Below are 12,575 nucleotides of genomic sequence, written 5' to 3' on the forward strand. Positions count from 1 at the left end.
TTAATCGTTCAAGTTTTACGCGTAAGTCATAATCTTTCCATAATGGTCGAACTATCGGTAGCACTAATAACATACAATAGTGAGCACTATATCGAGGAAACTATTGCGTCCTTATTAAATCAAAATTGTTCTTTTAATTATGAAATTGTTGTTGGCGATGATTGTTCCACAGACAAAACCTTTGAAATAATAAAAGCCTTTAAGAAGGAATATCCCGATGTTTTCAACATTAAGCAAAATGCAAAACAATTAGGGATACTGAACAACTTTAAAACTACCTTAGATCGATGCTCGGGTAAATACGTATTTAATTTTGATGGTGATGATATTGTAAAAAGTCCCGACGCTTTTGAAAAGCTAGTTACCGTATTTAGAAACCACCCCGAGATAGGTTTCGTTGATTCCGGCTATGATAAATATTTTGAGCATGAAAACAAAACTCAGGCATTTGTAAATAGAGATACCATAACCGCATCAAAAAAGGATTACAAGGATGCTGTCTTTCTCGGGAAAATTATTCCTATAGGGACTTGTTTTAATCTTTCCCTTTTGATGAAATACGTCGATTTTAAAACTTATATCGATAAAAAAGTTACTATCGAGGACTATCCTACATTAGTCGACATGGTGGCACATTGTGATTTCGAACGCATAAATGAATCTTTATTTGTTTACAGAATTCACAATAAGTCCTATTCCTACCATTCGGATTTTGAAAACTATTTTTTTCTAAGAAAAGAAATGCTCAGTTTATTCAACTATTTTAAAATCAAATATAATTTTAGGGATGACCTATGTGAACACTATTACCAGAAATATTTTAAAACGGTTCTTTATTTAGCGGGCAGGTATGAAAAAAAAGATTTAGGGAAGGACATGTTTTTAAAAATTAAAACCAAACATGCATACGATTACATTCACTACCTGGCAAGTCAATACAAGATTGTTCGAAAACTGGTTGGATTGAGGAAAACAAAAAACCTTTTGGTACAAAAATTAAGAAGGGGCTTTACTAGGGCATTCATCTAAGCATTTAAAAACGTACTGAAATCCCTGATGTAATCTTCTTCTTTATGGATATCGGAAGCTAGGACCAGGCATATGGCATGATCTGAAAAGTTCCTGACTTCATGCCAGACCATATTAGGCACAAAAAGTCCTTTGTTTGGTCCCTCGAGCCGAACCGTTAACTTCTTCTGATCGGTATCTATTAAATCGATAACAAAACTCCCATTAAGAGCCAATAAAAGGGTTAAGTGTTCAATATGTGCATGTCCCCCTCTGATGCTCGTTTTCGGTACATTATATATGTAAAAGACCCTTTTTATATCAAAAGGTAATAGGTCGTTCTGAATAAAAGACATCCCACCTCTATGGTCAATAAAATCAGGAATGTCGATTATTTTTACTTTACTTATGTTCAATATTTTATACTTTACTTGTTGGTTTATGATCCACGTTTCAACCTGTCCAATAAACCAAAATGCGTATTCAATTTATAGAAGGTAAAACACATTGAAAACAAAATTACTAAAATCATAATGATGTACTTTACGAAGTTATTTTCCATGTAAAACAAACTCACCATGATTATAAATTGAAACAGACACACAAAAAACAGTCTGTTGAAAGTCAAATTGAATTTAAACCTGTAGGTTTTGGTTACAATCCATTTGATAAACATAAGATCAAGGATGTGATAAACCAAAAATCCAATTCCAATACCAGTTAAACCGTAAAATTGGTATCCCACGATAACCAAAGTCAGTAATGCGAGCTGGGACACTAATTCCGTTATAAAATACAATTTCGAATCTCCTTTTGCCAATAAAATAAAGCCCATAGACCAGGATACAGACTTGAATGCAGTCGATAAGATACCAAAAGTTATCATTCCTATTATCGGTAAAAAATCTTTTGAATACAGCAAGGTAACGATATAGGGCTTAAGTGCTAAAAAAATGATAATCAGAGGTGTAATAAGAAGTAAAAGCATATAAGCCTGTTCATTCACAGTTTTATTTACCATATGACTGTCTTGTGATACTTCGGAGAGTCTTGGGAAAAAATCCTTACTTAATGCACTAAAAAAAACCGCGACATAGGAATGTATTAGAGCGAACCCCGCATTGTACAATCCCACTTCATCTACACCACCCGTATTCGCTACATAGATTTGAAGAATATATCCAATTGCCATTGTCATAATACTAGCCAAACTTAAATAGATACCTGGTTTTAGCAAGGTCTTACTTGTCTCTTTAAGCTGACCCAAACTGAACTTAAACCGCCTTAATTTCAATTGTTTTATGTAATAACTCGAAACAAAAAAGCTAATAGCAGCGGTTGTCACTATAACCCAGGGGATCCCTTTTTCTTCAAAAAAATAATAAATGGCAATGGTGGGAATTAGGCTCAATACACTTGAAAATGCAATAACCTTCGCCAGTCTTTTTAATGACCTCAGGCCTTGTAGGATGACGATATTACCTGTTGCCAATTGATTAAACAACACTGCTATTGATACGATGACAAAAAATGAAATATAGGAGGCATCACTAAAGGCCAATAAACTCAGAACAGGTGAAGACACTAAAATGACCAAAGCACCAATTACCCCGGTTATTAAAACAATCGTTCCTACTAATTTTGCTAATTTAGGTTGTTCGTCCTTTTCCGATGAAGCGATTTCCTTTACGGCCGTAACGTCGATTCCACATCGTGTTAAAGCCTGAATAAAATTTAGGGTAGACATCAAAACCCCGAAGATACCCAGTCCCGACACCCCAATAAGCAGGGCTGCTGCTTTGGTTTTGAGAATTGAAACCAAAATCGTAATCGACTGTACTCCTCCAAATAAGGATGTTGCCTTTAAAATCTGCTTATATGAGTTGCTCTCTATTTTCAAATAATCTACTCGAATTCAAAAATCACCTGAAGTCCGTCAAAAGGTTTGCAATTTTTTCAATTTCCGATGAATTCAAACAGACATTTAACGGCAAACTCAAAACTTCATTGTGTAATCTATCGGTTATTGGAAGGTGCAAATCGTTAAGATCAGCGTAGGCTTTTTGATGATGAATGGGCTTAGGATAGTGAATTAAGGTTTCAACTCCATTTTCAAATAAATAGGATTTTAATCGATCCCTGTTTTTATGTCTGATCACGAACAAATGAAAAACATGTTCGCTGATGTGATCCACCTCCGGTAAAATTATCTCCTCATTATCTATTAGTTTCAAATAGAGTTGGGCCAGCGTTCTGCGCTTTTCATTTTCAGCATCCAAATATCTTAACTTAATTCTTAAAAACACAGCTTGAAGCTCATCAAGCCTGCAATTATATCCTATAAAATCATTTTCATAGCTAGAGGACCTGCCATAATTTCTCAATTTATTTACAACCTGTGCCAATGCATCATCATTTGTCGTTATGACTCCGGCATCACCCATTGCTCCTAAATTTTTTGTTGGATAAAAGCTAAACGCCGCAGCATGCGACACATTGCCTGCCTTGCGCCCATTAATCATACACGCGCCATGGGCCTGGGCAGCATCTTCTATTAGGATTAGATCATTCGCTTCACATAGGGCTTCAAGGTCATTTACATTGTATAACTTGCCATACAAATGAACTCCCAAAATAGCTTTGGTCTTTGGTGTTAGTGCCAGTTTAGCACGATTGACATCAATATTGAGACTGTTACTGTCCGGTTCCACCAAAACCGGCCTTAAATTGGAACTGCTAATGGCTAAAACTGAAGCGATATAGGTGTTTGCAGGAACTAGTATTTCATCACCAGCACTTAATTTGCCCAAAATTTTATAACCTTCAAAAATTAAGCGCAGGGCATCTAATCCATTGCTCGTCCCTATACAATGCCCGGTACCACAATATAATTTGAATTCAGATTCAAATTTTGAAACTTCATTTCCAAGGATATAACTCCCGGAATTCAAAAATTTTTTAAATCCTTCGTCATATTCATTTTTATATCTGGCATTAATTCTTTTTAAGTCAAGGAATTTTATCATTTAAAACAACTGTAGAACGTTAGTTTTATACCATTAAAAATAGTTACATGCCTAAGAGGGCTATTCGCTGGGCTTTTCATTTTCATTCACCACCCCAAACAAGGAACTGCCGAATATAAGCAAAATCACACCAAAATACATTAAATAGCTCACCAAATGACCAATTACAGCGCCCTCTAAACCAAATACTTTTATAAAGTAGATGCTCGTTACATATAAAATTATGACGAGAAACGCTTCAGTGACTATATAATGCCAGAACATTTTCTTTGCCAAAAATTGATATGCAATTACGGTAGAAAGTACTTTTACAAAATCACCAAGGAGTTGCCAAAGGAATAGTTCTTCAACAGGTTCAAATTCTTCCGAAAAAACGAAACGCACAATAAAGGACCTGAAAAGATAGATGAGGACCAGACCAAGTGCAAAAAGGGGAATCACCGCTTTATAAAAACCGAATACCTCCTTTCTGAATTCCTTTACCGTTTCAATTTCTGAAAAACGCGGTATGATGTAAAGCCCCATGATCGAAGTAACCAACATCAGGTAATATTTGGAAATGCGTGTCATGGCCTCCCAGAAACCGGCATCTTTGTAACTTATATGATCTATGATATACGATCGAATGGCCAAAAACACAAATGGTAAAATCATCGCTGAAAAGAACGCCATCATGGTGTAAGGACTTAATTTTTTTGCCATACTAAAACTAATGCGCTCCACCTGGATAAGCCCTACCAGACTTCGCCGGTGAATTATTCCTACCAACGTAATTAAAAGGATTAGGGCTTCGGCAATCGCTACCGAAATCAATGCCCCGTCAATTTTTTTCTGATATATTAAAACCAAGGCCACCGATAAACCCAACATCTGCCCTATTATATTTATTATAATGAGATTTTTATACTTAGAAAATCCATTCATAATAGAAAATGAGAACATATTCAGAGCAAAAAATGGAAGTACTATGGCAAAAATCCTTATAACATAGGCATAGTTATTATAACTTGGGAAAATAAGATCATTAATGTCTCCGGCAAAGAAATAGCAAAAAAAGGACATGAAGATGGTAGTCGTAAAGCCAAGGTAAAAAACGGTTGAAATCGTCTTACTCAGTTTGATGACATCCTCTTTAAATTCGGCTATATACCTTACCGCCCCATTGTACAGTCCCAAAATGGAGATGGATTGAATGGCACTCGTGAAGTTCCTCAAATTTCCGATGAGCGCAAGCCCTTCGGCTCCGATAAAAACGGCGATAGCCTTTGAGGTTAATATACCTGAAAAAATCTTCACAAAAAGCGAGATGGCTTTCAATGAAACAATTTTCACAAGCACTTTCTCATTTATGTAGGCCAGTAGTTTTTTCAAATATCTGTTAATGGTAATTTAAAAATTCACACCCTTAAATAAAAATGTGAGTGCATCCCTTCGCGTGTTTCAAATATACAAATCGTTTAAGTAAACTAATGCCGACGGGGTCATTTTATTACTTCACTTTTCTAATTCATATCGTTGAAATAAATAGAAGAGATTAATCAAAAAAATAGCTGCATTTGCTATAATTATGGGTAGTCCAATGCGAATGGACGGCATTAAAAAACCGTAAACAATGAACAATAAACAGCCCATCATATTAACCAAACGTAAATTTCTAACCGTTTTCATTGTAAATGATAATAAAACCATTAACGAAGCGAAATAGCCTATGTACTCCAAACCTGTAATACCGAATAATTCCATGAACCAATATTAAAAAAAAAAGAGAAATCCGTTCAAGGATTTCTCTTCATATTTACTCAAAATGCATATAGTATTATAAAACTTTACTTCGTTTGCGTTCCACTTCGGTCAACAATATTTTTCGCAGGCGCAAATGGTTTGGCGTTACCTCGACATATTCATCTTTCTGAATATACTCCAATGCCTCTTCTAAGGAAAATTTAATTGCCGGTACAATCCTCGCTTTGTCATCTGCACCTGCAGAGCGCACATTAGTCAGTTTTTTAGTTTTTGTCACATTGACTACCATATCATCTCCACGAGAATTCTCGCCAATAACCTGACCTTCATAAATATCCTCACCCGGATCGATAAAGAACTTACCGCGCTCCTGTAATTTGTCTATGGAATATGGAATGGCCTGTCCCTTCTCCATGGACACCAAACTTCCGTTCTGACGCTCTGGTATACCCCCTTTTAATGGTTGATATTCTTTAAAACGATGGGCCATAATAGCTTCCCCGGCAGTGGCCGTTAATAACTGGTTTCTCAGTCCGATGATCCCCCTGGAGGGCACTAAAAACTCACAAACCATACGGTCTCCTTTAGCCTCCATGCTTAACATCTCGCCCTTTCTTAAGGTGACCATTTCTATTGCCTTACCCGATACTTCTTCAGGCAAATCGATGGTCATTTCTTCAACCGGTTCGCATTTAACACCATTAATTTCCTTAATGATCACCTGGGGCTGTCCTATCTGTAATTCATAGCCTTCACGTCGCATGGTTTCAATTAAAACAGACAAATGCAAAACGCCACGACCAAAAACCATAAATTTATCAGCACTATCGGTTTCCTCAACGCGTAATGCCAGGTTTTTTTCCAATTCCTTGGTGAGACGTTCTTTTATATGGCGCGAGGTTACATATTTCCCATCCTTACCAAAAAAAGGTGAATCGTTTATGGTAAACAACATGCTCATTGTTGGTTCGTCAATGGCTATGGTCTTTAATCCCTCGGGATGTTCCCAGTCTGCGATGGTATCGCCTATTTCAAATCCTTCCAACCCGACAACTGCACAAATATCTCCGGCAAGGACTTCGTCTACTTTTTTTCGACCCAGACCTTCAAACGTGTGAAGTTCCTTAATCTTTGACTTTATAATGCTGCCGTTACGCTTTACCAGGGAAATATTTTGGCCCACTTTCAATACTCCCCGAGTCAGACGACCAATCGCAATACGTCCTGTAAAAGAGGAGTAATCCAGCGAGGTAATTAACAGTTGGGTATTCCCCTCCTCGATTTTCGGTGAAGGGATATGGTTAATCACCATATCCAGCAAAGGCTCTATGTTTTCAGTCTCCTTCTGCCAGTCCTCACTCATCCAGTTGTTCTTGGCCGATCCGTAAACGGTGGGGAAATCCAATTGCCATTCCTCGGCGCCCAATTCAAACATGAGGTCAAATACCTTTTCATGCACCTCATCAGGCGTACAGTTTTCCTTATCCACTTTATTGATAACCACACAGGGTTTCAAGCCTAAATCGATTGCCTTTTGAAGTACAAACCGCGTTTGTGGCATGGGGCCTTCAAAGGCATCCACCAACAACAACACCCCATCAGCCATATTGAGTACCCGTTCCACCTCACCGCCAAAATCGGCGTGACCGGGGGTGTCTATAATGTTTATTTTAGTATCCTTATAGGTAACAGAAACATTTTTCGATGTAATGGTAATACCCCGTTCACGCTCTAAATCGTTGCTATCCAGAATTAAATCGCCGGTATTTTCATTGTCGCGGAATAGCTGACAATGGTACATTATTTTATCTACCAAAGTGGTCTTACCATGGTCGACGTGAGCAATAATTGCAATGTTTTTAATAGTAGCCATAACAGGATGCCTTAATTTAAGCGTGCAAAGGTACTTATAAAATATGGATAAATTTACAGTAATTCATGTTTTGGTATTTCTTTTTTATGCACCATAAAAAAGAACGCGCTATTCACTATATCTTTCTTGCTTTTAATACCTTAAAACAAGAAAGGATGCCGTTGCTATCGCTAATACAAAATGGCCGTAAACTAAAATAGGTTTAACCTTTTAATAGTATCTTTGTTGCATAAATTGAAATCATCAGGCACATGAATCTGCAAACCCTATCGAAATTAAAACACATCAACTCCAATAACTTCTTTTTACTCTGCGGACCATGCGCCATTGAGGGGGAAGATATGGCTCTGCGAATTGCGGAAAGGGTAGTGAACATCACCAATAAACTCGAGATTCCTTATGTATTTAAAGGAAGTTTTAAAAAAGCGAACCGTAGCAGAATAGATAGTTTTACGGGTATTGGAGATGAAAAGGCCCTTAAAATACTAAAGAAGGTTTCAGATACCTTCGACATTCCGACGGTCACCGATATACACGAAGTTTCAGATGCCGAATTTGCTGCTCAGTATGTAGATGTCCTTCAGATACCTGCCTTTTTAGTGCGTCAAACCGATTTGGTTGTTGCAGCTGCCAAAACGGGTAAAGTCGTGAATCTGAAAAAAGGCCAGTTCATGAGTCCCGAAGCCATGAAGCACGCTGTTCAGAAGGTTAAGGATGCCGGTAATGAGAATGCCTGGATAACCGACAGAGGTACCATGTTCGGTTATCAGGATATGATTGTCGATTTCAGAGGTATCCCTACCATGAGGCGCTTTGCTCCCACTATTCTCGATGTTACCCATTCCCTGCAACAGCCCAATCAATCTGCAGGGGTTACGGGAGGTCGCCCGGATATGATAGAAACCATCGCCCGTGCCGGCGTTGTTAACCATGTCGATGGTTTATTTATTGAAACCCATTTCGATCCTGCAAATGCTAAAAGCGACGGTGCCAACATGCTCCATTTAGACAATTTAGAGCCACTTCTTACCCATTTGGTGGCCATTAGAGAGACCATAAACAGGTTTTAAGAGAGAGGTGTTTTAACAGAAATGAAGGCTGGTTGGTTGTTTTAAAAAACGATTATTTCCCAGGGCTTTGCAACTTACAGGAACCAGGCTTTGTTATGTGACTTCAGGTGTTGTGCAGCAAGACGTAAAAGGGCTTCAAAATTTTCCTGATCTAAATCTTCCAAGGATTTTAATGGAATGGATCGCACCTGCTTTCGCTTATTGTCGTTCCTCAGTATTGGGAAGTCATCTTCCAGTAAAACCCCATGTACGAAAGCCACATCAACATAGTCCCTTCCTTTTAGGATATTCAGGTACAGGAGTGGTTTCTTTCCAATATGGTAAAATGGAATGTTGTACCTGAAATGTTCAGTTACTTCAGGTAAGGCTTTCAGTATAACGCTTCTTACATAGAGCATTATGGATTGATAGGGTTCCTTCTGATTTAAAAAATAGTGGTCTACAGGTTTCAAAGCCTCTGGTATTCAAAAAAGTCCTTATTAACTTTCAAACTTAAAAAAATGATTGATAAGAACATAAAAAGTTAATAAGGACATGCCTTTTAATTACCCTCTATTTTTTTGAATCGCGATGCAATACTTCTTCCGGGAACGGGAAGAGTATGGTTGAGTTCTTCTCCGCGGCGATATTCGACAAGGTCTGATACAGTCTTAATTTAATCGCCGACGGCGACTGGTCTATTAACTTACCGGCCTCTAATAATTTGCCGGCTGCCTGCTCCTCTGCCAAGGCCAGAATGATTCTGGCGCGCCTGGAACGCTCCGCCTCTGCCTGATTGGCCATCATACGCTTCATGTTCTCCGGCAATTGGATGTCTTTTATTTTAACATCTATAATTTCGATGCCCCATTCCTTGGTTTCAATCTCAACAATATTCTTTATGTTCTTACCCATTTCCTCTCGTTTCGATAAAATGGTGTCCAATTCCACTTTACCGCAAACATCGCGCAAAGCCGCCTGAGAGAGCTGGGTTATTGCAAATTTGTATTCCTCGACTTCCAGAACAGCCATTTCCGGATCGATCACCTTAAAAAACACCACACCATCAATACTGCAGGGCACATTGTCTTCGGTCATTACCTCCTGGGATACCACATTGATGGTAATGACCCGTATGTCCACGATCTGAATGGTCTCAACAAGAGGAATAATCCATCTGAATCCGGGCTGTAAGGTTTTTACATACTTTCCAAACCTGAATTTTATGCCGCGTTTGTATTCAAAAATAATACGTATTCCTGACAGGAGAAATACTATAAGAAAAACCGTAAATAGTAAAGGAGGATTCATGACTTCATGTTTTATAGTTAATAATCCGTTAATGACCTTTGAAGGTACGGCTTTTTAATCAACCATAAAATGACATCCGTCAAATAAATCGATAGCATCACTAATTCAGTCCCTGACTGCAGTATATTACTCTATGGGGTCTATTGTGTTAGGCCATTACTCATTTCCGTCAACGTAGTCATGCAAATAAGCGAAGCGTAGGGTGAGTTTACCATTTTCAGTGATTTTGGCGCGCTGCAAAATACCATCCTTATCACCGTTAAAGAATGCGGGCAGCACATGTGCCAGGAACATATCTCCAAACCCTTCACTGGCATCCTTGGGCAGTTCACAAGGCAAATTATCTACCGCCATGACCGTAATAGCTCCTTCAGTATCAAAAGGAACTTCCTTTTCTGTTATGGGATCATAACCATAGAACGGATTGGCTATGGTGGACGGTCTGATGGTACTCGCTACGGGGCCATCAATATCGCAAGAGATGTCAGCAACAAGACGGATCCTAAAATCGGGATGTTTGGCATCCTCGCGCGAAAAGAGATAGGGGGCGCCATCCCCATAAAAATGACCGGCTATAAAGAAATCGGTCTCTTTGGCATAAGGCATAAAATTACTTTCATAACCACTCGGGTCCCTATAGAACTCATCCGTACTGCCTACCTTACCATCCTTACGTTTGGCATATTCCATGACATCGACGATACAATACACGGGTTCTGTGAATTGAGAAGTCAGGTACAGGGCATCACTGACTTCCTTTATCTTCAAATGGTCCAGAATTTCTTTGGCTCCATAGGCCACTTTACCAGTCCCTGAAAGTAAAATTTTAATATTTGGTAAGGTAATTTTATCCAGCTCAGCCTTAACGGCATCGAGATCGGCAAGGGTCTCTACTTTGGGTAAATTAAAAAGTCCATCTCTCAACCCCAAGGCCCGTATTCCATTATACGCACCGACCAATCCTGCGTAACGTCCGAAACCAATTAATCGAAACCCCTTCTCATTGACAATGGTCTCATGGTCATAGAGTTCAATATGCTTATCCAATATAGCCCTTAACAGCTCTCTATTATAGGGCTGTTTCTTAATGGTATGCGAGAAGAAAAAGTATTTTTTATCAGGTACCAGGGCCGCTATAGGCACTTCTTTTACACCTATGAACACATCACAGTCGGACAGGTCGTCAGTCACCTCAAATCCGGCATTTTTGTATTGCTCATCGGGAAAAACACGAATATCCGAGGCTTCCACTGTAAAGCTGCATTCCGGAAATAGATCTATGGCTTCTTTGAGTTTGGAGGGTGAAAAGACAACACGACGATCTGGCGGGTTTTTACGTTCTTTTATGAGGGCAAACTTCATGATAGTAATATGGAATAGTTTTTGTGCTAAATTACTCGGATTTACATTGAATTACAAAGTTTTTGATAACTTTGCTGGCCGAAGTTTGAGATTCGATGTATTCTTAGAATTCGAAGATTTACTATTGCTATGGGGTCGACTGGTTTTGACAGCGAGATGTATTGAATAGTAAGCACGTCGTGTAAGGGTTTTGAAACACGTTAAAGGCTAGACCAAACATTAAACGGCGAGAATAACTACGCTTTAGCTGCTTAATAACTGAATTATAGTAAGTTCAAGCCTTTGTCCCGCAAGGCGGGAAAGCTAAATGTCTCTTGAAAGCCCTGGTTTATGGCGTTCTAATTAGAGGCATCGTAAAAGTAAACCTAGAGGTATTAGTGCATCGATAATACTTTGAAACTTTGAGATGATAAGCTAAAAGTAGATCGTTTTTAGTCGGCTTTTAGTCGAAAACCAAATAAAAACTAAACGTGTAGAAAGCTCTTTGGTAACTTGTTTGGACGAGAGTTCGATTCTCTCCGACTCCACAATTAAGCGCAACAGGATTGCGATTTTAGACAAAAATAAGTGCAACAAGTTTTACTTGATTGCACTTTGTTGTTTAAAAGCGACTGTGCGCCAAGCACAGCATGTTGTATTTACAGTATGGGAGTGAAAGTGAACAACGCAGTTAATTTCTCCGACGCTACTTCAAAAAGCAGTAATTGCAGTTTTTTCATAATTAGTGTAATTAACCTGTAAATGTTTCTTTTTAGAGGAGATAGTCTCTTAATCTCTTGCTTTATGTTTCATTTACAGTACTAAAATTAATCTTAACAAATGAGATGAGTATCCCAAATGATATTCTATGGAGAAATTAGGATAAATTAAGATTTCTAAAAAATTACTATGTTTCGTTATACCCTTGAAACAACTCTGCCTATTTCGCGGGGTATGAGGAAAAATAATTAATCAAGTCTTGGAGCATATTTAAAAGAACTAATTCCAAATTTAAATATTCTCACTTTAATTCTGGCAACTGTTAAATAATGTTAAATTACTACATTGTTATGCATAGTACTGTAACAAATAATATTCTATGTCGTCTATAAGGTATAATACAATTTTAGAATTAGAAATTATAAAACCAATATTAACCATTAAAATATAGAAATTATGAGAACTTCAAACAATAATCATTTCCCCAGAACCTTTAATAGAACA

At 38.1% G+C, this 12,575-nt stretch carries 10 protein-coding genes and 1 other RNA gene; 3 read left to right on the forward strand and 8 right to left on the reverse strand.

Annotation, left to right across the window (positions count from 1 at the left end; genetic code table 11):
• Nucleotides 1-42: 42 nt before the first annotated feature.
• Nucleotides 43-1,029, forward strand: a complete 987-nt coding sequence (locus tag MR041_RS00910) for a glycosyltransferase family 2 protein (protein WP_242091699.1) — start codon at nucleotides 43-45, stop codon at nucleotides 1,027-1,029.
• On the opposite strand, the gene MR041_RS00915 is transcribed toward MR041_RS00910, so the two are convergent.
• The 5 genes from MR041_RS00915 to typA form a co-directional block, all read right to left on the reverse strand.
• Entirely contained in the window at nucleotides 1,026-1,424 is a 399-nt protein-coding gene (locus MR041_RS00915; RefSeq protein WP_242091700.1) for a sugar 3,4-ketoisomerase, read from the reverse strand. The two genes, MR041_RS00910 and MR041_RS00915, sit on opposite strands and share 4 nt — an antisense overlap.
• Nucleotides 1,425-1,447: 23 nt before the next feature.
• The gene (locus tag MR041_RS00920) at nucleotides 1,448-2,908 is read right to left on the reverse strand and encodes an oligosaccharide flippase family protein (RefSeq protein WP_242091701.1); all 1,461 of its coding nucleotides are present in this window, start codon (nucleotides 2,906-2,908) and stop codon (nucleotides 1,448-1,450) included.
• Between the two features lie 22 nt (nucleotides 2,909-2,930).
• A complete protein-coding gene (locus MR041_RS00925; RefSeq protein ID WP_242091702.1) occupies nucleotides 2,931-4,034 on the reverse strand; it encodes a DegT/DnrJ/EryC1/StrS family aminotransferase in 1,104 nt (367 codons plus the stop codon).
• Nucleotides 4,035-4,094: 60 nt separating this feature from the next.
• Entirely contained in the window at nucleotides 4,095-5,405 is a 1,311-nt protein-coding gene (locus MR041_RS00930; RefSeq protein WP_242091703.1) for an O-antigen translocase, read from the reverse strand.
• 445 nt (nucleotides 5,406-5,850) lie between these two features.
• Nucleotides 5,851-7,650, reverse strand: a complete 1,800-nt coding sequence (gene typA / locus MR041_RS00940) for a translational GTPase TypA (protein ID WP_242091705.1) — start codon at nucleotides 7,648-7,650, stop codon at nucleotides 5,851-5,853.
• A gap of 251 nt (nucleotides 7,651-7,901) precedes the next feature.
• Here typA and kdsA point away from each other — a divergent pair, with 251 nt between their 5' ends.
• Entirely contained in the window at nucleotides 7,902-8,720 is an 819-nt protein-coding gene (gene kdsA, locus MR041_RS00945; protein ID WP_242091706.1) for a 3-deoxy-8-phosphooctulonate synthase, read from the forward strand.
• Nucleotides 8,721-8,794: 74 nt separating this feature from the next.
• Here the strand turns inward: kdsA and MR041_RS00950 are convergent, their stop codons facing one another.
• The 3 genes from MR041_RS00950 to MR041_RS00960 all read right to left on the reverse strand — a co-directional run bounded on the left by MR041_RS00950 (nucleotide 8,795) and on the right by MR041_RS00960 (nucleotide 11,372).
• Entirely contained in the window at nucleotides 8,795-9,172 is a 378-nt protein-coding gene (locus MR041_RS00950; RefSeq protein WP_242091707.1) for a DUF1801 domain-containing protein, read from the reverse strand.
• Nucleotides 9,173-9,272: 100 nt separating this feature from the next.
• The gene (locus MR041_RS00955; RefSeq protein ID WP_242091708.1) at nucleotides 9,273-10,010 is read right to left on the reverse strand and encodes a slipin family protein; all 738 of its coding nucleotides are present in this window, start codon (nucleotides 10,008-10,010) and stop codon (nucleotides 9,273-9,275) included.
• Between the two features lie 156 nt (nucleotides 10,011-10,166).
• Entirely contained in the window at nucleotides 10,167-11,372 is a 1,206-nt protein-coding gene (locus MR041_RS00960) for an NAD(P)-dependent oxidoreductase (RefSeq protein ID WP_242091709.1), read from the reverse strand.
• Between the two features lie 131 nt (nucleotides 11,373-11,503).
• On the opposite strand from MR041_RS00960, the gene ssrA reads away from it, so the two are divergent.
• Nucleotides 11,504-11,902: a transfer-messenger RNA gene (gene ssrA / locus MR041_RS00965) on the forward strand.
• Nucleotides 11,903-12,575 lie beyond the last annotated feature (673 nt).

The organism is Aestuariivivens sediminicola (genome assembly GCF_022662015.1).
In the GTDB taxonomy this organism is placed as follows: domain Bacteria; phylum Bacteroidota; class Bacteroidia; order Flavobacteriales; family Flavobacteriaceae; genus Aestuariivivens; species Aestuariivivens sediminicola.

Coding starts and splice junctions, on each gene's coding strand:
- MR041_RS00910 (WP_242091699.1), top strand. CDS start 43: ATGGTCGAACTATCGGTAGCACTAATAACATACAATAGTGAGCACTAT.
- MR041_RS00925 (WP_242091702.1), bottom strand. CDS start 4,034: ATGATAAAATTCCTTGACTTAAAAAGAATTAATGCCAGATATAAAAAT.
- typA (WP_242091705.1), bottom strand. CDS start 7,650: ATGGCTACTATTAAAAACATTGCAATTATTGCTCACGTCGACCATGGT.
- kdsA (WP_242091706.1), top strand. CDS start 7,902: ATGAATCTGCAAACCCTATCGAAATTAAAACACATCAACTCCAATAAC.
- MR041_RS00955 (WP_242091708.1), bottom strand. CDS start 10,010: ATGAATCCTCCTTTACTATTTACGGTTTTTCTTATAGTATTTCTCCTG.
- MR041_RS00960 (WP_242091709.1), bottom strand. CDS start 11,372: ATGAAGTTTGCCCTCATAAAAGAACGTAAAAACCCGCCAGATCGTCGT.